14 protein-coding genes and 1 pseudogene are annotated in these 19,239 nt (G+C 73.1%); 5 read left to right on the top strand and 10 right to left on the bottom strand.

Going from position 1 to position 19,239, the window contains the following annotated elements; genetic code table 11:
• The 3 genes and pseudogenes from BLA60_RS14595 to eccCa form a co-directional block, all read right to left on the bottom strand.
• Nucleotides 1–1,084, bottom strand: a pseudogene (locus BLA60_RS14595) (hypothetical protein); the annotation flags it as partial.
• Nucleotides 1,084–1,467, bottom strand: coding sequence for a hypothetical protein (locus tag BLA60_RS14590; RefSeq protein WP_075133359.1), 384 nt, complete (start codon nt 1,465–1,467; stop codon nt 1,084–1,086). The pseudogene BLA60_RS14595 and the gene BLA60_RS14590, both read right to left, overlap by 1 nt.
• Before the next feature lie 64 nt (nt 1,468–1,531).
• Nucleotides 1,532–5,503 carry a type VII secretion protein EccCa gene (gene eccCa, locus BLA60_RS14585; protein ID WP_075133422.1) on the bottom strand — a complete coding sequence of 1,324 codons (3,972 nt, stop codon included), beginning with the start codon at nt 5,501–5,503 and terminating at the stop codon, nt 1,532–1,534.
• Nucleotides 5,504–5,633: 130 nt separating this feature from the next.
• Between eccCa and BLA60_RS14580 the strand changes: the two genes are divergently transcribed.
• Together BLA60_RS14580 and BLA60_RS14575 are read left to right on the top strand one after the other, a co-directional pair.
• Nucleotides 5,634–5,963 (top strand): hypothetical protein, encoded by a 330-nt coding sequence (locus BLA60_RS14580; RefSeq protein ID WP_075133358.1) that lies wholly within the window; start codon nt 5,634–5,636, stop codon nt 5,961–5,963.
• A gap of 12 nt (nt 5,964–5,975) precedes the next feature.
• Nucleotides 5,976–6,287: a hypothetical protein gene (locus tag BLA60_RS14575; RefSeq protein WP_075133357.1), complete on the top strand. Its 312-nt coding sequence runs from the start codon at nt 5,976–5,978 to the stop codon at nt 6,285–6,287.
• Nucleotides 6,288–6,411: 124 nt separating this feature from the next.
• Here the strand turns inward: BLA60_RS14575 and BLA60_RS14570 are convergent, their stop codons facing one another.
• The 7 genes from BLA60_RS14570 to mycP all read right to left on the bottom strand — a co-directional run bounded on the left by BLA60_RS14570 (nt 6,412) and on the right by mycP (nt 12,312).
• Nucleotides 6,412–6,744 (bottom strand): hypothetical protein, encoded by a 333-nt coding sequence (locus BLA60_RS14570; RefSeq protein ID WP_075133356.1) that lies wholly within the window; start codon nt 6,742–6,744, stop codon nt 6,412–6,414.
• Nucleotides 6,731–7,300, bottom strand: a complete 570-nt coding sequence (locus BLA60_RS14565) for a hypothetical protein (protein WP_075133355.1) — start codon at nt 7,298–7,300, stop codon at nt 6,731–6,733. The genes BLA60_RS14570 and BLA60_RS14565 overlap by 14 nt, the downstream gene beginning before the upstream one ends.
• 94 nt (nt 7,301–7,394) lie before the next feature.
• Nucleotides 7,395–8,297 carry a phosphotransferase family protein gene (locus tag BLA60_RS14560; RefSeq protein ID WP_075133354.1) on the bottom strand — a complete coding sequence of 301 codons (903 nt, stop codon included), beginning with the start codon at nt 8,295–8,297 and terminating at the stop codon, nt 7,395–7,397.
• A gap of 64 nt (nt 8,298–8,361) precedes the next feature.
• Entirely contained in the window at nt 8,362–8,979 is a 618-nt protein-coding gene (locus tag BLA60_RS14555; protein WP_075133421.1) for a hypothetical protein, read from the bottom strand.
• 71 nt (nt 8,980–9,050) lie between these two features.
• Nucleotides 9,051–10,031, bottom strand: a complete 981-nt coding sequence (locus BLA60_RS14550; protein ID WP_075133353.1) for a helix-turn-helix domain-containing protein — start codon at nt 10,029–10,031, stop codon at nt 9,051–9,053.
• Nucleotides 10,032–10,092: 61 nt separating this feature from the next.
• Nucleotides 10,093–10,869: a DUF3626 domain-containing protein gene (locus BLA60_RS14545; RefSeq protein ID WP_075133420.1), complete on the bottom strand. Its 777-nt coding sequence runs from the start codon at nt 10,867–10,869 to the stop codon at nt 10,093–10,095.
• Between the two features lie 186 nt (nt 10,870–11,055).
• Nucleotides 11,056–12,312, bottom strand: a complete 1,257-nt coding sequence (gene mycP, locus BLA60_RS14540; RefSeq protein ID WP_075133352.1) for a type VII secretion-associated serine protease mycosin — start codon at nt 12,310–12,312, stop codon at nt 11,056–11,058.
• Between the two features lie 97 nt (nt 12,313–12,409).
• Here mycP and BLA60_RS14535 point away from each other — a divergent pair, with 97 nt between their 5' ends.
• From BLA60_RS14535 to BLA60_RS43200, 3 genes are read left to right on the top strand one after another with little or no spacing between them, the layout of a single operon-like run.
• Entirely contained in the window at nt 12,410–12,772 is a 363-nt protein-coding gene (locus BLA60_RS14535; protein ID WP_075133351.1) for a YbaB/EbfC family nucleoid-associated protein, read from the top strand.
• A 2-nt stretch (nt 12,773–12,774) separates the two neighbouring features.
• Nucleotides 12,775–13,185 carry a hypothetical protein gene (locus BLA60_RS14530; RefSeq protein ID WP_075133350.1) on the top strand — a complete coding sequence of 137 codons (411 nt, stop codon included), beginning with the start codon at nt 12,775–12,777 and terminating at the stop codon, nt 13,183–13,185.
• A 4-nt stretch (nt 13,186–13,189) separates the two neighbouring features.
• Nucleotides 13,190–19,210 (top strand): WXG100-like domain-containing protein, encoded by a 6,021-nt coding sequence (locus BLA60_RS43200; RefSeq protein WP_075133349.1) that lies wholly within the window; start codon nt 13,190–13,192, stop codon nt 19,208–19,210.
• Nucleotides 19,211–19,239: the final 29 nt, after the last annotated feature.

Genomic DNA, 19,239 nt, shown 5'->3' with positions numbered 1-19,239 from the left:
TGGCGGCCGCCGCGCCGGCACCGGACTGCGGCGGCATCATCGGCGGCGACGACCGGGCCGCGCCGGCGGCGGTGGCACTCGCGGCGGCACCGGTCAGACCGGCCGACGGCAGCGGCGCGGTGCCCGGCCCGGGAAGGGTGCCGGCGCCGGGACCGAACGCCGCCGCGCCCCCGACGGTCGCGGCACCGCCGATCCCGCCGATCCCGCTCGACGCGGTGGCCGGGACACCGCCGAGACCGGCCAGGCCCGGCTGCCCGCCGTGGTCGAGGGTGGCCGCCCGGGGAACGTCACCGAACTCGAAGCCCGGCGCGGACAGCACCGGCGGCACCTGGTTCCCGGCGCCGCCGAGCAGCCCCTGCGCCGCCTGCAACGCACTGGCCGCCGCCGCGAGCGGGTCCCCGGTCTGCGGCTGGGTTTCCTGCGGCTGCCCGGGATCGACCGGGGCGGGCGCCTCCACCGGCGCCTCCTGTGGCGCGGCGGCGGGTGCGGCGGCCGACGGGGAAGTGGCCGACGGGGAGGCGGCCGACGGTGCGGCGGCCGGCGCGGACGGCGTGTCGGGGCCGGTCAGCGCCGCCCTCGGCTCGCCCCAGTTCGGGCCGGACGCCAGTCCGAGCTGGATCCAGTACGCCGCCCAGTAGTAGTTGTCCAGCCGCGCCAGCTGCGCGGCGGCCTCCTCCTGGAACGGCCTGTCGTCGGGCGTCTTGCCGGTGTTGAGGTCGGCGGTCGCCTGCCGCACGCAGTTGTCGCGGATGATCGTCACGTTGCGGACGATCTGCGGGTAGTCCAAGCCCAGCGTGTGCAGCAGCGTGGAGAACCGGTGGAACTGGGTGTCGAACGAGTCGCACCACGTGTTCAGCACGGTGACGCTCTTGTCCACCCTGGCCTTGAAGTCCGCGCCGGCCTCGTCGGTCCACACGTTGGTCACCAGGCTGTGGGTGAAGTCGCGCAGCTGGTCGCGGGCGGTGACGACGATGTCGGCGGCGGCGGCCCACTGGCGGTAGACCTCGCCGAGCCGGTCCACGTGCGCGGCCTCGGCCCGCACCCGCCGCAGCTGGGTGTCGACGTGCTCGTCGGCGTAGTTCATCAGGGCGCCGCCGGGGCGGGCCGGTCGAAGCCGGGCGCGTACTCGGGCAGGTTCTGCCGGAGGTCGTAGCCGCTTGCCGCGCCGATCTGGGCCTTGACCTGGTCGGTCAGCTCCTTGCGGCTGCGGTCGGCGCAGTCGGCGTAGGCCTGCGCGGCGGTCGAGACCATCTGCCGGTAGGCGGTGATGCCCTGGGCGAGGTGGGTGAGGAACCGGTGCAGCTTGTCGGTGGCCGCCTTCTCGACGTCGAACAGCATGCGGCAGTTCGCCACGCCGTCCACACAGCCGCGGTCCGGCGCGACCCGGGTGACGTCGCCGCTGAAGGTCGGGATCTCGACCCGGAAGATGGCGAGCATCTGGCCGGCGTCTCCCTTGAGGTGGCTCATCGGGCGCTCCAATCTGGCGTGGTAGAGCCAAACACGTGGCTCGGGGGCAACCGGGGCACTGGCCTCAAACGGCCACCGGCGGCTGCCAGGCCAGCTGCACGAACTCCTTGCCGCCGCGCCGGTCCACCAGCCAGCCCCGCCCGGGGGGCAGCACCTGGGCGCGCATCCCGCCCAGCAGCGGGCCCTCGTCGCGGTCGCCGGACATCATCAGCCCGGCGGTGCCGACCTCCCGCAGCCGCGACAGGAACGGCTCGAACAGGCCCCGGCCGGCGCCGCCGGTGCGGCGGGTCAGCACGACGTGCAGGCCGATGTCGGCGCCCTGGGCGACCAGCGGCAGCAACGCCATCAGCGGGTGCTCCTTGTGGGTGGCGACCATGTCGTAGTCGTCGACCAGCACGAAGATCCGCGGGCCCTGCCACCAGTTGCGGGCGCGCAGCTGCTCGGGGGTGACGTCCTGGCCGGGCAGCCGCTTGGTCAGCGCGTCGGCGACCTCGGCCAGCAGGCCCCGGCTGTGCGCGTCGTTGGTGCCGTTGCCCAGCAGGTGGGTTTCGGGGATCTCGCCGAGCAGCCCGCGCCGGTGGTCGATCAGCACGATCCTGGCCTGCTCGGGGGTATACGCCCGGCATATCCGCCCGGCCAGCTGCCGCAGGAACGCGGTCTTGCCGCACTGGGTGTCGGCCAGCACGAAGAAGTGCGGGTCCTCGGCGAGGTTGAGCCGCACCGGGGTCAGGTCCTTCTCGTGGATGCCGACGGCGAACCCGGCGGCCGGCCCGGTGACCTCGTCGGTCGCCGGCAGTTCCTCGGCCGACACCAGACCGGGCAGCAGCCGCACCCTGGGCGCCCGCGTGCCCGGCCACGCCGAGGTGATGGCGTCGACGAGGGCGGCGAGACCGTCGGTGAGGTCGTCGGGCTCGGCGCGGCCGTCGATCCTGGGCAGCGCGACGAGCACCTGGTGCCCGGACATGGCCAGCCCCCGGCCGGGGGTGCCGGTCGGCACGCTCATCGCCGCCTTGCGGTCGATCAGCGAGTCGATCGGGTCGCCGATGCGCAGCTCGACCTTGCTGGTGAACAGGTCACGCACGTTCATCCGCAGGTCGAACGCGCGGGTGCAGCCGGCGACGACGTGCACGCCGTAGGACAGGCCGCGCGCGGCGATGTCGCTGACGATCTCCTCCAGGCCCTCGAACTCGTTGCGCAGCGTCTGCCAGCCGTCGATCACCAGGAACACGTCGCCGTGCGGCTGGTCGGCGAAGCGGCCGGCGGCCCGCATCCGGCGGTAGGTGACGATGCTGTCGATGCCGTGTTCGGCGAACAGCCGTTCCCGCTCGGCCAACACGGTCGCCACCTCGGCGACCGTGCGGCGCACCGCGCCGGTCGCCAGCCGCCCGGCGACCCCGCTGACGTGCGGCAGGCCGTCGAGCGCGGCGAGCGTGCCGCCGCCGAAGTCCAGGCAGTAGAACTGCACCTCGCGCGGGGTGTGGCCCAGGGCGAGGCTGGTGACCAGGGTGCGGATCGCGGTGCTCTTGCCCGACTGGGGGCCGCCGAGGATCAGCACGTGCCCGGCGGCGCCGGCCAGGTCGAGCACCAGCGGGTCGCGGCGCTGCTCGAAGGGCCGGTCGACCAGGCCGATCACCGGGCGCAGCGCACCGGTCTCGCCGGCCGGCACGGTGGTCAGCCCGAGGTCGGGGTCGGGGCGCGGGTCGCCGGTCAGCGCGTCGAGGGTGACCGCGTCGTCCAGCGGCGGCAGCCACACCTGGTGGGCGGGGGTGCCCCGGCCGGTGAGCCGGTCGACCAGGATGTCCAGCAGGGTCTCGCCGACCTTGTCCTCGTCCTCGGCGGTGTCCGGCTCGTCCTCGGCGGCCTCGACCTCGCCGGCGACGTAGGCGGTGGTGTACTCGTGGAGTACCAGCTGGTCGGTGGCGGTGACGTCGCCGCGCTCGCCGGTGTGCTGCTCGTGCACGCCGGAGACGTAGGCGGCGCGGAAGCGGTCGAGCTGGGTGTTGTCGGTCTTGAGGAAGCCGTGGCCGGGGGCGCGGGGCAGCGAGAACGCGTCGGACACGCCGAGCACGGCGCGGCTCTCCAGCTCGGAGAACGTGCGCAGGCCGATCCGGTAGGACAGGTGGCTCTCCAGGCCGCGCAGCCGGCCCTCGTCCAGACGCTGGCTGGCCAGCAGCAGATGCACGCCGAGCGAGCGGCCGACCCGTCCTATTTGGACGAACAGGTCGATGAAGTCGGGCTTGGCGGAGAGCAGTTCGGAGAACTCGTCGCAGATCACCAGCAGGGTCGGCACCTCGGGCAGCGGCGCGCCGGCCGCCCTGGCCTTCTCGTAGTCGCGCAGCGAGGCGAAGTTGCCGGCGGCGCGCAGCAGTTCCTGGCGGCGGATCAGCTCGCCGTTGATGGCGTCGGTCATCCGGTCGACCAGGTGCAGCTCGTCGGCCAGGTTGGTGATCACGGCGCTGGTGTGCGGGAGGCGGTCCAGGCGGGTGAACGTGGCGCCGCCCTTGAAGTCGACGAGCGCGAAGTTCAGCGAGCTGGGTGGGTGGGTGGCGGCCAGGGCCAGCACGAGTGTGCGCAGCAGCTCGGACTTGCCGGAGCCGGTGGCGCCGATCAGCAGGCCGTGCGGGCCCATGCCGTCCTGGGCGGACTCCTTGAGGTCCAGCTCGATCGGCGTGCCGTCCGGGCGGATACCGATCCGCACCCGCAGCCGGTCACGCGGCGGGCGCGGGATCCAGGTGTCGCGCGGGTCGAAGGTGAACGGGTCGCCGAGTTCCAGCAGCTCGGACAGGCCGAGCTCGGTGGTCATCGGGGCGTCGCCGCGCATGCCGGCGGTCAGCCGCAGCGGCGCCAGCTGGCGGGCCAGGCCCTCGGCGGAGGGCTCGTCGAGCTCGTCGGCGGCACCCAGCTCGGTCTCGCCGTCGGTGGACTCGCTGATCAGCGTGCCGGCGGCGTCCACGGCCAGCACCACCGACGTGCGGTCCAGTGTCTTGGGCGGTGCGGTCGTCAGGTCCACGACGGTGACGCCCTCGACGCCGCCGCCGGTCATCAGCAGCCCGGAGCCGGCGACCGACCCGCCGTCGACCACGACCACCAGGTGCGGCCCGGCGACCCGCACCTCGGCCTCCGGGTCGAACCGGGGCCGCTTGGCCAGCTCCTCCTCCATCACCGACTCCAGCGCCGGGATGGTGGCGGTGACCAGCCGCAACGGGCCCAGCGCGTCGGAGCGGTCGGGGTGCAGGGCGTGCGGCAGCCACTTGACCCACTCCCACGACGCCCGCTGCCCCGCGCCGACACACACGGCGACCCGCAGGTCGTCGGGCGCGTGCAGGGTGGCCAGCTGGGAGAGCAGCGCGCGGGCAAGGCCGAGGGTGGCGTCCCGGTCGCCGCGCAGGTAGATGCGGTTGAACCCGGTGACGGCCACGGCGATCGGCAGCCGCCCGACGGTCGAGTAGGTGACCAGGAACCGCCGCAGCGCCAGCGCCGAGAGCGGCTCCAGGTCCTCCAGCGGTTTGGTGTCCGGCGCGACGAGCGTGGTGGCCGGGGCGAGTGCGCCGCTGCCGATCCGCGCGACCCCGAAGTCGGGGTCCTCGCGGCGGCGTTCCCACAGCCGGAAGCTCGACGCCAGCCACCACAGCTGGGTCGGCTCGGGGTGCAGGTAGGCCATGACCGAGCGTTGGGCGCGGACCGCGCGGCGCAGCCGCAGGCGCTGTTGGGCCAGGTCACGCAGGTACTTGCGGCGGGCGTGGCCCATCTCGCGTTTGCTGGGGCCGCCGCCCTGCAGCAGGCCCATGACGACCATGCCGAGCATGCCGACGCCCATCAGGCCGTAGATGACGAAGCGGATGGACCCGGACATGCTGCCGGAGAACATCAGCATCATCGCCGCCATCATCGCCACCATCGGCAGCACCATCAGCAGCTGGGCCCACTGCCGCGCGGGCGGCGGCGGGATCTCCGGCGGCGCGGCCAGGATCAGTTCGCCGCTGGGCATGTCCGGCGCCGGTCGCCGGGTCGGTCGTCTCACCACGAGTGTCGCCACGTCCACGATGGTGCGCGACGGAAGGCCAGTACTTCGGCGATGGCAGCAAGGTGCCGCGCGGCGAATCCGGGCCCGGTCGTGTTTAGCGTTCCACAGTGGAAACTACCGACCACACCTGGAGGAGGTGGCGATGCAGATCAATGTCGGCCTCGACGCGCTGCAGAGCCTGACGAACTTCACCGAACACAGCCAGAGCGAGCAGAACGACTTCAACAAGGCGCACAGCGTCCGCAACACCGAGAGCGCGACCAGCGGTCTCGCCGGTTCGGTGCAGAACGCCGCCTTCGCCGTCGGCCAGGACCGCGACGCGCACTGGAACTCGCGGGTGCTGCCCCAGATCCAGCAGCTGGTGGAGAACAACAACCTGGCGACGTCGGCCTACTACGAGGGCCAGGCCACCAGCACGACCACGATGCAGCAGCACACCTACGGAGTCGGCTCCGTCATCAACGGGGCCTAGAGGAGGATCGACATGATCGGTGGGGATCCCTTCAAGATCGTTTTCGACACGATGGAGACGGCCAAGTCCGACCTCCACAACACCGCGAACCAGCACGCGCAGGCCGCCGGTGACCAGCTCAACCGCATGATGGCCACCCGCGACGGCGACTGGTTCGACTCGGCCGCCGACGACGCGGCCGAGGCCTACGCCTACGCCCAGAAGCAGTCGGGGGACTACGCCGACCAGCTGACCGCCGAAGGCATCCGCTGGGGGCACGTCGGCGACGACGGCCGCAACACCCTGGGTGCCGTCAAGGGGTACATCCGCCAGATCGGCCTGTGACGGACCGGCGGGACACCGGCGTCAACGACGACGCCGGTGTCCCGCCGTGTTCTCCGGTTGGGACCCCGGTGGGCCAGGGTGTCCGGTGCCGCTGACCCACCCGGGGGGCTCGGGTTCGGTTCTCTCAGACCGAGAGCAGCTGGTCGAGGGTCGAGCGGTAGTGCCGCAGGGCGACGCGCAGGCCTTCGGTGTCGCCCTGCGGTGCCGGGTGGTGCTCGTTGACGGCGTTGGTCAGGGCCGTCATCGCCTCGCCGAGCAGGGCTCTGGCCTCCTCGACGGCCCGCTCGGGCGCGTCGACGAAGTCGGCCTGCAGGTCGCGCAGTCGCGCGCGGAAGCGTTCCACGTCGTGACCGTTGAGCAGGGTCGTCGGGGCGGGCGGCCGCCTGTTCCCACCGTGCCCGGTGGCCTGTGCGGGGGCCGGTGTGGGGGCCGGTGCCGGGGCCTCAACGGGTCGCATCGTGGTACCTCCGGTCCGCGGTCTCGGCGGGTCCCATGAGGTCGGCGAGGATCTCGCGGTAGCCGACCATCGCCCGTCGAAGGTCCTCTGTGGACGCTTCGGAGTGCTGGTGCCTGGTCAGGATGTCGTGGCCCTCGCGGTACTGGCCGACCGTGCGGCCGTGCTCCACCGACAGGTCCTCTGCCTGGCGGCCGAACTCGCCGACGGGGTAGCCGCGCTCGTTCATCACGGCCTGGACCAGCCGTTCGGCGTCGGCGACCGCCTCGCCCGGCCGGTCGACGAACCGTTCCTGGGTCTGGATCCACTGCTCGGTGAACCTCGCCCGGGCGAGGTCGGAGAGCGGACGTAGGTCGAACTCGGTGTGCCGCCGACGCAGGTCGGCGAGTTCACGCTCGGCCGCCCGGCGGTTGCCCGCCCGGTCGATCCGGCGGTCGTACTCCGGCCCGAACCGCTCACGCAGCCCACGACCACGCAGCCGTTCGGCGACGAACCACCCCACCGCGAGTACCGCGGCGAGCAGGACGACGACCAGAACGATGGTTGCTTCCGTCGACATCTCACGCTCCTTTCGGGTCGCCGCAGACGTGCCCGTACTCGCCTCGGGGAAACCCCGATTGCGGCAAATGGCCCAGCGGAAGCGTCTGTTCGGGTTACGTGAGCAGCTCCGCGAGGTCCGGAAGCCGGCCGAACAGGTCGGGCAGGCCGCGCACACCGTCGCGCACGGACTCGTGCGAGAGCGCCAGGTCGGGTCCGGTGCGCGGCCGGCCGCCGGCGAGGCAGCGCAGGATGTTCCACCGCGTGTGCCCCAGCCAGCCGCCGACCAGGTACACGAACCAACTCGGACCCGGCGGCGGCAGCACACCGCCCCCCGCGACATAGCCGTCGAGCACGTCGCGGAAGACGGTGGGTCGCAGGTCGTCGAAGCCAGGCCCTTTCGCCAGGCCCAGCGCGGTCGAGCCGAGCTCACCGGACAGGTCGAGCCTCCCCGACAGCTCCCAGTCCAACACCACCGGCCGGCCGTGGTGACTCAACAGGTTCCACGGCTGGATGTCCCGGTGGGTCAGCACGACGGGCCCGGGCCGATCGCAGGAGTCGACGAACTCCGCGATCGCCAGGAACGTCTCGACGCGCGAGGCGAGTTCCTCGGCCCACGGCTGCCCGGTCGCCACCGCCCGCGCCGCGAGCTCCGGCCAGTCCCGTGCCGGCGGCCCCTCGACCGGGGCCAGCGGCCAGGAGACGTCGAGCGCGTGGAGGCGCGCCAGGATCTCACCGACCTCGAACGCGTAGTCCGCCGACACCGGCGCCTCCGGCACCTTCTCGCCATCGACCCACCGGTGAACCACCACGTCCCGGCCGGCCAGAATCGGCTCCGGCATCGGAACACCGGCCGCGAACACCGCCCGCTCGAACGCGAACACGCCCTCCGCGCGACGACTCAACTCCTTCACCGCGAACGACCCCTGGTCGGTGTCGAGCCGGTACATCCGGTTGGCGAACCCACCGTGCACCCGCACCATCGGCCCGACCGGCACGCCAAGCATCGACAGGTCCACCCGTCGATGCTAGGGGCTGGCGGTCACCCGCCTCCCGGCCGCGCCCGACGTGAGAGAGAGGTGCTCACCCACAGATCTCGTCGAGGTCGAGGATCGTGCAGTCGCTGACGCGGCGGACCAGGTTGGCGGCGCGGATCCACGGGATCGTCGGGTCGTCCAACGCCACGGTCACGTCCCCGACGAACCGTGGACCGGCGGCGTACTGTGCCCCTCTGATGCCCGCGACCGGAAACCGACGAGCCCGGAACGCGACGGCGCCCCTGCGCAGGGCTGGGCACAGACGCATCGACAGGCGTACGCACGGTAGACAGACAGGGGGTTCGTTCTCGCCCATGCCGTTCGGCCAGTCCGGCCAGTCGTCGCGCCAGTCGCGGGCGAGCCACAGGACTCCGTTGTCGTCGTGGTCGGCCGACCCGCCGCAGACCTGGCACAACAGGCGCGACATCGCACGGCGTTGTCGCAGCGGGTGCACTTTTCCGAAGACCGGTCGGCCGATGCCCGGCCGGTACGGCGTTCGCAGCCACAACACACCTCGCTGGTCCCGATCGGTCACCGTCTCGTCGGCGTAGGCGATACCACGCCCCGGGATCTCCACCAACCGACAGGGCGGATCGACCTCCTCGCTCCAGGAGGTGATGTAGGGCGACACGAACGGCGGACGTGTGGACTTCTGTCGAGCCATGATCACAGAATCGACCGGCCGTGGATCACGGTGAAGGGGTTGCGGGCTATGCGCATACGCCTCGCATGACCTCAGGTGGGTTGCACGAACTCGAGTGCGCGTCGGTAGTCGCCGAGCCACTCGGCGGATTGCTGGTCGTGGGGGAGCGCCGCGATGCCTGAACGCAGCAGTTCGGCGGCCGACTCGTGGCGGGTGGGGAAGTAGCGGTGAACCAGACCTTGTTGGAGGGTCCAGAACGCGGGGGCGTAGAAGTAGCTCCACGCGGGTGGATTCCCCGCGTCGGGTACCTGCGCGGCCAGGTCGGTCGCGAGGCCGAGAGTTCGGTCGGCGGCGGCGAGGTCGCCGGCCATGGCGTGGCCCCTGGCCTCTTGCATGGCGTCGAACGCGCGCTGGCTGACGTGTGTGTCGGGGTTGCGTCGCGCCGCGTGGGAAAGTCCGATCATCGGACCGGTTCGGCCCGTCATCCAGGCCAGATGACCCTTGTAGGACAGGGCGTTCGCGGTCAGGGTGGGATTGTTCGACTCGGCCGACCATTCGAGTGTCCGGTCGAACCAGTGCGCGGCGCGTGAACCCTGGTCGGTGGCCGCGTGCAGCCAGCCGGTGAACTGGGCCCACTGTGCCGCCAGGTCGACGACCTCGGACCGTAGTGGGCCTCGCGCTTCGGACGTCAGACGTTCGAGGAGGCGCACGTATCCGACTGCCGGTCCCACCATGAGCCAGGGACCGAACCGGTCCTCCAGGCGTCGTGACTCGGCCAGGAGTCTGGCGAGGGACGCCAACGCTTCCGGGTCGACCGAACGCGGGTGCGTCACGACGTGCTGGAGTCGTTCGGGATCGTCGGGCTGTGCCGGCCGGTGAGCCAGTGCGCTGAGCGCTCCGTTCCCGTCGAGCAGCTCTTCGAGGCGGTCGATCGTCGCCTGGTCGGCGGCCTGTCTTCCGGTTTCGTACCGGGACAGGCTGGACTGCGAGATCGGCACGAGCTTCGCGAGCTGAGGTTGGGACAACCCCGCTGCTTTCCGGAGACGACGCAGTGCGGCACCGAACGAGTCCATCGGCCATCCGTTCGCCGGGGTGTCCAGGATATCGCTGGGTCAGCGCGTGTGCGGTTGGCGGTCACTGTCGTCGACGGTCCTCTGGCGGGTGTGCCAGTTCGGGGGTGCCGAAGCGGGCGACGTAGTGCCAGACCCGTTTGAGGGCTTGGAGATCGCCGGTTCGGGCGGCCAGGCCGACGATGCGGGGGTCGAGCCGGCCGGCGTCGGCGATCGACACGCCGAGGTCGACGAACTCCTGGCCCCGGTAGTCGGGGTGGCGGCGCAGTTCGGTGGTCGTGAGGGTGAAACCACCGTGCCACTCGATCGGGCAGGGCAGGGTGTGGGCCACCGTGTCGACCGGCGTTCCCCGGTAGCTCGGGTCCAGCACCACCGCCTCGACGTCGGTCGCCAGGTCGAGGGGGCCGTGGACCTGGGCCTCGATGTAGTCGTCGAGGGGGTCGTGGGTGTCGGTGTCGGCCAGGGTGACCAGTGTGGACAGTCGGGACGCGACACCGAAATGGGTGGGTTCGAAGACGCTGTCGGGGTAGCAGAACGTCGTTCTGGCCAGGGTGTGGGCGGCCAGGCGCAGGTGGGCCGAGCCGAAGCGGGGGGCCGCGCCGACCCTGCGGCGGCGGAAGTTCAGTGCCCCGTACTTGGGGCGCCCGGCCGGCGGCGAGTCGTCGTAGGCGCCGGTGAAGATGCGGCTCTCCCAGCGCCAGCGGTCGCCGCCGGGGTGGGCGGTGAGGCCGCCGTTGCTGGTGCCGGTCTCGAACTGGGAGCGGTACACACCGTCGTGGGCCAGCCGTTCGAGGACGGTCTCACCGGCGAGTAGCCGGTCGGGGTGGAAGTGGACGGTCACCCGCCACGACGGGTCGGCCGGCTCACCGGTGGCGAGCGCGGCGACGTGGGCGATGGCCCGGTCGGCGGGAGCGGTCACCGACACAGTCTGTCACCGCCCACCGGGCCTCACCGCTCGCCGTGTGCCACCGGCGTCGGATGTCACCGCCGTCGGATGTCACCGCGGCTGTGTGTCACTTCGGCTGTGTCACCGGTCGACCAGGAACATCTGTTCCGGCGGCTCCACGACCTCCGGCCGGGCGGGCAGCGGCGCGGCCAGCGCGGGGCGCCAGCGGCGGCGCCGGCCGCGCGGCACGACCACCGCCACGACGACGGCCAGCACGATCGCGCCCAGGATCGCCGCGGTGGTCCAGCCGGCGACGGTGCCGGCGCGGTCGTGCCAGGCGGCGTCGGCCAGGGCCGCGCGGTCCGGCGGCGACGGGACGTGGGCGGGCAGCGCGGCCGGGTCGGACAGGTCCAGGCCGTCGGTGACCGCGCGGTACGGGTTGACCAGGCCGGCGCCGTAGGCGTGGCCGTCCCCGCGCGCCGGGCTCGCGGTGGCGATCAGGCGCTGGGCGACCTCGGGGGCCTTCAGGTCCGGTCGGGCCGCGCGGACCAGCGCCGCGGTGGCCGACACGAACGGGGCGGCGTAGCTGGTGCCGGTGGCGTAGGCGTGCCCGGCGACCCGCGTCGTGGTCAGCACCCCGTCGCCGGGGGCCACCAGGTCGACGTACGGGCCGACCTGGGAGCTGGTGGTGCGGGCGCCGTCGATGTCGACCGCGCCGACGCCCAGGACACCGTCGTAGGCCGCCGGGAACGACGGCAGCTCGCCGCCGCCCTCGCTCTGGCCGTTGCCGACGGCCGCGACCACCAGCACGTCCTTGGACACCGCGTAGCCCACGGCCGAGCGGATCGCCGGGAAGTCGGCGTAGCCGGCGATCGACAGGTTCATGACCTTCGCGCCGGAGTCGGCGGCGTAGCGGATGCCGTGGGCCAGCACGTCCAGGTCGATCCGCAGCGACTGGCCGTTCTCGGCGATGTCCTGGGCGCTGATCCGCACCGGCAGGATCCGCGCGTCCGGTGCCAGCCCGTGGAATCCCACGCCCGTGGCGGGCCTGGCGGCGATGATGCCGGCCACCCCGGTGCCGTGGGACACGCAGTCGAAGTTCCCCGGCAGGTTCGACTGCTCGAAGAAGTCCTTGCCGCGCAACACCTTCCCGCGCAGCTGCGGGTGGTCGCCGTCGACGCCGGAGTCGACGACGGCGACGGTCACGCCCGCACCCCGGCTGTGCTGCCACACCAGCGCGGGGTCGAGCAGCAGCTGCGCCCACGGCTGTTCGGCCACCGCCGGACGCCCCGGGTCGGGGTCGTGGCACACGCCGGCCGGGGGCGCGGCCCACGCCGGGGCGGCGCCAAGGGCCGCGCCGACCAGAAGTGTCGTCACCAGTGCCAGGTAGCGGTTCATCGCCACCGATCCTGCGCCGGCATATCGCCCGCCCCGGCCCGGTGGCCACATGTGGCCACCGCCGCGCGAGCCAGCCTGTACCCGCTTCACTGGCCGCGTGGACGAGACAACGCGCCGGGTTGGGGTCCTCGCCGAGTACGAGCGGCTCGCCGAGGAGGTGGAGAGCCTGCGGCGGGCCATCGCCGACACCGAGGAGACGGCCGACTCGGCCGACGGGCTGGTCAGCGCCACCGTCGGCGGCAACGGCGAGCTGGTCGAGCTGTGGCTCGACCCCCGGATCTACCGCTCGCCGGACTCCTCGGCGCTGGCCGCCACGATCACCGAGACCATCCACCGCGCGGCCAGACAGGTCGAGGCGCGGGTGTTCGCCGAGGCCGCGAAGTTCCTGCCGGCCGACGCGACCCCGGAGACGACCGACCTGCGGTTCGACCCGTTCCTGCACTCACTCGACCGGAGGTAGCCATGGGCAACATCGACACCAACGGCGACGGTCTCGTCGACATGCGCATCGAGGACACCGCCCACGGCATGGCCGAGCTGCGCGGGCACTCCACCGGCCTGCACGGGCTGCTCGACGCCGCGTTCGCCGAGATCAACGACCTGACCAGCCGGTTGGGCAAGGGCGGCAAGATGAGCGACGAGTTCATGAAGCAGTACGAGTGGTGGCGTGCTGGCACCGGCGGCGTCCCGCTGTGCGTGGTCGACCCGCCGGAGGGCGGCGACCCCACCACGTCGGTGCGCAACGAGTCCGGCCTGGACAAGTCGCTGCGGGACGTCGCGGTCAACTACGGCAAGCTCGCCGACTCCGGGGACGAGGCCGTCAACGCCTACCGCGAGGCCGAGCGCAACGCCGTCGGCCTGCTGGCGCCCTGAGCCCATGGGCATCGATCTCGCCGGCGCGGCCAAGGACCTGTTCGACGAGGTCTGCAAGCTCATCGGTCAGGACAACGGCTGGCCGCCCGACGAGCCGGCCGACATCCGCGCGCTCGCCGCCGCCTGGAACCGGATGGCGACGATCATCGACGGGGCCGTCGACAACACCAACCGCACGGCCGACACGATCTTCGGCAACTGGCCGGACGGCGCGGGCTACGAGTTCCACAAGGTGGTCAAGGGTTTCAACGGCGACCTCGGGGCGATCACCGGCTCGTGCCGTGAGCTGGCCGCGTTCTGCGAGCAGTACGCCCAGGACGTCGAGCAGCAGCGGATGGCCACCCGCATCGAGATGATCATCAACGCGGCGTCGTTCGCGCTGGCGCTGACCGGGGCCGGCGGCGTGGCGAGCATGTTCGTCCGCACGGTCGCCAACCAGGTGCTCAAGCGGACCCTGCTGGCCGTCGGGCGCACCGCGGTGACCGCCCAGACGAGGTCGCGGGCGGCGACGATCGCGCTGAACACCGGCAAGATCGCGCTCAACCTGACCAAGGAGGTGTCGGTCGAGGCCCTGGAGGAGACGGTCATCTCGGCCGGCTCGCAGCTCACGACCCACGGCAACCTGGACCTCGGCCAGGTCGGCACGGACGCGCTCGCCGGCGGGATCGGCGGGGCGCTGGGCTACGCGCCGGGCAAGGTCATCGGGATGGCCAAGCCGAAGACCTTCGTCGGCCAGCACACCTCGGCGCTGGTCGGCGGGGCCGGACTGAACGCGGTGACCTCACCGGTGTCCAGCCAGGCCGCGCAGGACATCGTGAACGGCGAGTTCAGCGGGCTGGACGCCTACGGCACGGCGATCTCGGAGAACGCGGGCGACGCGGCCCGGATGGGCGCGGTGCGCGCGAACGGGACGGTGCTGGCCGGTCAGGTCGGGCAGGCGACGGGCATCCAGATGAACCCGGACTCGGTGAACCTCGGCACGCCGCCGACAGGCCCGGACATCTCGCCGACCGGTCCGGACGGGCCGCCGAACACCGACGTTCCGGCCTCGTCCGGCGCGACGGCGGGGGAGGGGGGCACGTCGGGCGTGCAGGGGACGTCCGAGGTGCAGAACAGCGGGAACCAGAACCAGACCGGCACCCAGACCGGCACCCAGACCGGCACCGAGGGCGGCACCCGGGGTGGGACCCAGACCGGCACCGAGGGCGGGACCAGGGGCGGTACGCAGACCGGGACCGAGGGTGGGACCCGGACGGGGAGTGAGTCCGGTTCCAGGGGCGGCCCTCCGACTGAGAGCGGTTCCCGGACGGGGTCACTGCAGGGCGGTCTCCAGTCGGAGACCGAGGCGGGCGCTCAGACAGGTCATGAGAGCGGCTCCCGGACAGGCACCGAAAGCGGTACCCAGCAGGGAAGCGAGAGCGGTTCCCAGCAGGGAACTGAGAGTGGTTCGCAGCAGGGAAGCGAGAGCGGTTCGCAGCAGGGAAGCGAAGGCGGTACCCAGACCGGGAACGAGGGCAGTGCCCAGCAGGGAAGCCAACAGGGTGCCGGTGCGAACGCGCCGGGAGGTGTGTCGCAGGAGTCGGTGACCTCGACGGGCACCGAGCAGACGGGGTCCGGGGCCGCCATCCTGCCGGGCACGACCGCCGGCACCACCACTCCGGGCGCGCGTGCGCAAACGCCTGCGGCACCAGGGAAAGCCGCCACCGAGAACCGGCAGGAGCCCGTCGGGGAGGCGAGGACCGAGGCCACCGAACAGGCCGAGGCCGCCCCGGACCGCCCCGCCGAGATCAACGAGACGATCTGGGCGGAGCTGGCCAGGCCGGTGCGGGACGCGGTCGCCGCCCTGTTCACGCCCAGCACGTCCCAGGCGACGAAGAACGCCCTGGCGAAGCTGCTGGCGGTGGGCCTGCCCTCGACCGTCGAGCAGACCGTCGTCGAGCTGGCGGCGACGCTGCGGCCCACGATCGTCGAGACGCTGACCGGGATCGCCCAGCTGTCCCCGTCGCCCGAGGTGCTCGACGCGGCGATCGCCTTCGCCGCCGAGGGAACGCTGCGCGGCAACGACAACGTCCGCGCGATCCACTCCCTGCTGCGCAGCGGCCCCCCGACTCTCGACGCCGAACTCCGGGCGCTCGGCGTGCACCTCACCGGCGCCCCGGTCCAGGAGGCCGGCCCGGTCCGCCGCCCGCCGCCAACCCCGTCGATGCGGGTCTACGGCCAGCCGACGGACCCCGAATCCGGCGTGATCGCCCCGCTGGACGACACCCCGCCCGCAACCCCCGAACCGTCCGGTGTGGACGTCGAATCGGGAGTGATCGCACCCCCGGACGAGACCGCCGCCCAGGAGCCGGAGCGGTCCGAGCCGCAGGCGCCCGCGCCACCCCCGGACCAGCCCGGCGCCGACCAGCCTGGTGTGGCTGTCGAGTCGGGGGTCATCGGGGCGCCGGAGCGGACCAGCGCCCCGGAGCCGGACCAGCCTGGTGTGGCTGTCGGGTCCGGGGTGATCGCGCCGCAGGAGCAGACCAGTGCCCCGGAGCCCGAGCAGACTGCTGTCCCGGAGTCCGGGCAGACCGCTGTCCCGGAGCCGGATCAGTCCGGTGTGGATGTCGGGTCGGGGGTGATTGCCCCGCCGGACCAGACCAGTGCCCCGGAGCAGAACGGTGCCCCGGAGTCCGAAGAGTCCGTTGTGGACCCCGAATCCGGGGTCATCGGGGAACACGTCACCGAGCAGGCCCCGGAGTCCACCCCGCCGGGCCGGATCACGCAGCCGCTGGCCGACACCTACCACCGCGACAACGCCGCCCACGCCCAGGCCGTCGAGCAGATCGCCAACGCCGCCCTGCGCGAGGCCGACCACCGCGCCGGCATGGCCTCGGTCACCCCGCCGCCGCCCGGCGGCACGGTCCACCAGATCACCCCCCAGGGCGGCGTCGCCTTCGCCGCGAGTGTCCGGGTCGCCGACCTCGGGCCGACGGTGGCCGCCAGCTACACGGTCGAGGGCGACACCGTGCGGGTCACGGTGTCCAGCCGCGCGTCGGTGGACCAGGTGCCGTCGCTGGTGGCCGCCGCGCTCGGCGAGGCGGTCGCCCAACGGTCCGGTGTGGACGCCGACCTGGCCGACCGGCTCACCGAGGGCAGCAGCGGTGGCCCCACCCTGAGCCGCCGCGACCACGGCCGGGCCGCGCAGCTGCTCGACCACGCGCGGACCCTCGACCGGCGCCCGCACAGCCTGCGGACCCGCTCCCGGCTCAAGGCCCTGATCCGCGACATGGGTCTGGATCCCAGCCAGGACGGCGCCGCCGGCCGGCTCTCGGCCCTGCCGGACGAGCGGATGCGCGAGGTCGTGCGCCAGTACACCCGCGACCCGGACGGCCTGCTCGGCACCACGACCTACCTGGCCAAGAACGTCATCACCGCGCTGCCGGTGCCGGTGGCGCTGGGCGTGGTCGCGTTCGTGTTCGGCGCGATGCCGGTCCCGGGGCTGGTGGCGGTGACGTCGGTGGCGCTGGCCCGCGCGGTCGCCCAGGGGCTCTACGACCGGTCGCTGGCGCAGCGGGACCAGACCGCCGGCGACAACCAGCTCGCCGGGCGCAAACGGCAGCTGGCCGAGCAGTCCAAGACAGCGGTCGCGGAGGGGTTCCTGCAGGTCGTCGCCCAGCTGCGGTACACCGGTGAGGGGGTGCTGGCGCGCGCGGACACGCCGGGCGCCGACCCGGTCGGGCCGGACGCGGTGACCATGCAGGTGGAGCGGGTGCTGGGGCTGCGCCGGGGCGCCGGCGCGATCGCCGCGACCACCGCGCTCGGCGTGGTGCTGGCCGTCAGCGCGCTGACCCCGCTGGGCGCGGTCGGTGGGCTGGCGACCGCCGGGATCCTGGTGGGCACGCTGGCGCCGACGGTGGTCGGCACGATCGCCGACTCGATCAAGAAGCGGTACACGCTGGCGTGGAAGGCGGACCGGACCAACGCGGTGCTGACCACGGTCGACGCCCAGGTCCGCGCCGACCGCGACGAGATCTTCGACCTGACCGGCACCGTCCTCGACAGGGTCACCTACCACCTGCCCAGCGGCGCCACCCGCACCGGCGCCCCGGCGACCGCCGACAACAAGCAGTTCGCCTACAGCGACGACGCCCCCAACCACCTCGCCAGGGCGGCGCTGCCGCAGTCGGCGGAGGCCACGCGCAAGGACCGTGACCCCACGGCGCTGGCGCAAGCGCTGTCCCTGGAGCAGGAGCAGGCCGTGTTCCGGGTGGCGAGCGCGGTGGTGGCGGTGGCGGTGAACCTGGCGACCGGCGGGCGCAAGGCCGTCGCCGACCAGCGGGCCGGCGAGGCGCGCAGGACCTACGACGAGCAGCGCAAGGGCGACCGGGAGATCGCCTCGATCGCCGAGGCGCTCGCCGCCGTCCTGAGCACCACCGCCCCCGCCCTGGCCGAGATGGACCCCACGGCCGACACCCCGCTGGCCGACGACCCGAACCGGCCCTCGCCCCGCTCGTCACGGAAATGGCTGGCGGTGGGCGTGGCGTCCGGGCTGCTGATGGTCGGGATCGCCGCCGGGCTCGAACTGACCCTGGGCCTGTCCTACCTGGCCGCGATGACCGCCGCCGGGTCGGTCGGCGCGCCGGTCGACGGCATCGCCGAGCGGGTGATGTCCAGGAAGGAGGAGAAACCGGCCGACCTGAAGGCCGAACTCGCCCGCACGCTCGCCCAGTCCACCCGCGACGACTTCGTCGCGGCGATGACCGACTTCGCCGCGCACCTGTTGGGGCACCGCAACCCGCCGCAGCCCCGGCAGCCGACCGGCGACGTCGACGCCGACCGGATCCTCGCCGCCCGCGACGCCGCCTTCGGGGCGCTCGTCGAGCAGGCCACCGAGCTCACCGGCGACCTCGACGCGTCCCACACCGAGTTGGCGACCACCCTCGTCGACCGCGTGGTGCGGTTGCGTGAGGTGGCCAGCCAGGCCGAGAAGCTCGCCGCCCTGCGCACCGGGCAGCCCCGGGCGGAGGTCGCCACCCGCAACGCGCTGATCGCCGCCATCCAGTCCTACAACAGGACTCCCGGCGTCGCCCCGCTGCCGCTGGCCGAGCTGTTCGACGGCGTGCACGCGGGCAGCGGCGCCTCCCCCGTCCCGCCGCTGCCGCCGCTGCCCCGCGACGTCAACGGGCAGGCCGCCGCCGTGCTCGCCGACCGGCACCTGGCCGACCCGACGACGGCGACCAGGGTGCCGGCCGGGCTGGTCGGCCGGGCCGGCACCGAGGGCTGGGGAGCCAGGATCGCCGCCGCCGCCGGTGTTCCCGGGCAGCGGTTCCGCCCGGTCTCGGCGATCAACGACGTCGTCGCGCGGCTCACACAGCTGGGGGAGGGCAGCCGGGCGATCGTGCACGCCGCCCGCAAGGACGCCGACGGCGTCGTCGAGTCCGGTGACCTGATCAACGCCGTCAACATCGGCGGGACGGTGTACCTGATCAACCCGGTCACCGGCCGGCTGGCCGACGTCACCGCCTACGGCGACGGGCTGACGATGCTGGTCACCGACGACCGGGGGGAGCGGGCCGCCCAGCAGTCCCCGGCGGCCGCCGCCGCGCGCGCGGTCGCCGCGCGGGTGCGCGACGGCTACGTCGACCAGGTCCACGGCCGGCTGCTCACCGACCCGGCGGCCCCCGGCCTCGCCACACCGTCGGACCCGATCGGCCTGCCGGACACCGTGGTGCGGATCGCGTCGGTGATCAACCCGACGCCCGGCGGTGAGATGGCGAACTACCACGCCTTCTCCGACCAGTGGGACCACCACGGCGAGCCGCCGCCCGTTCCGGGCACCGACCCGGTCGCCGGGATCGCCACCGCCAGGGCGGTCGCCGCGCTGGCCGCCGCCGTGATCACGACCTTCGGCGACGACGAGCTGACCGGCCTGCCCGAGTACCGCAACCTGGAAACCCTGCTGCGACAGGAGGATGTCCCCACCGCCGCGCTGTTCGACGCGATGACCGAGCTGATGGAGGCGCTGGGATCCAGTGCCCCGTGACCCCCGACCCCACCAGCGCCACTACCCTC

Origin of the sequence: Actinophytocola xinjiangensis (genome assembly GCF_001921215.1) — a bacterium.
Lineage (GTDB): Bacteria > Actinomycetota > Actinomycetes > Mycobacteriales > Pseudonocardiaceae > Actinophytocola > Actinophytocola xinjiangensis.
The sequence above is the reverse complement of the archived record's forward strand: the minus strand, read 5'-3'. Positions and strand labels throughout refer to the sequence as shown.

What these genes read in the sequence shown, in the direction of transcription:
- BLA60_RS14530 (WP_075133350.1), top strand. Translation starts at nt 12,775, where the DNA reads ATGGGCAACATCGACACCAACGGCGACGGTCTCGTCGACATGCGCATC.
- BLA60_RS14565 (WP_075133355.1), bottom strand. Translation starts at nt 7,300, where the DNA reads ATGTCGACGGAAGCAACCATCGTTCTGGTCGTCGTCCTGCTCGCCGCG.
- BLA60_RS14575 (WP_075133357.1), top strand. Translation starts at nt 5,976, where the DNA reads ATGATCGGTGGGGATCCCTTCAAGATCGTTTTCGACACGATGGAGACG.
- BLA60_RS14590 (WP_075133359.1), bottom strand. Translation starts at nt 1,467, where the DNA reads ATGAGCCACCTCAAGGGAGACGCCGGCCAGATGCTCGCCATCTTCCGG.
- BLA60_RS43200 (WP_075133349.1), top strand. Translation starts at nt 13,190, where the DNA reads ATGGGCATCGATCTCGCCGGCGCGGCCAAGGACCTGTTCGACGAGGTC.
- BLA60_RS14550 (WP_075133353.1), bottom strand. Translation starts at nt 10,031, where the DNA reads ATGGACTCGTTCGGTGCCGCACTGCGTCGTCTCCGGAAAGCAGCGGGG.
- BLA60_RS14580 (WP_075133358.1), top strand. Translation starts at nt 5,634, where the DNA reads ATGCAGATCAATGTCGGCCTCGACGCGCTGCAGAGCCTGACGAACTTC.
- BLA60_RS14570 (WP_075133356.1), bottom strand. Translation starts at nt 6,744, where the DNA reads ATGCGACCCGTTGAGGCCCCGGCACCGGCCCCCACACCGGCCCCCGCA.
- mycP (WP_075133352.1), bottom strand. Translation starts at nt 12,312, where the DNA reads ATGAACCGCTACCTGGCACTGGTGACGACACTTCTGGTCGGCGCGGCC.
- BLA60_RS14555 (WP_075133421.1), bottom strand. Translation starts at nt 8,979, where the DNA reads ATGGCTCGACAGAAGTCCACACGTCCGCCGTTCGTGTCGCCCTACATC.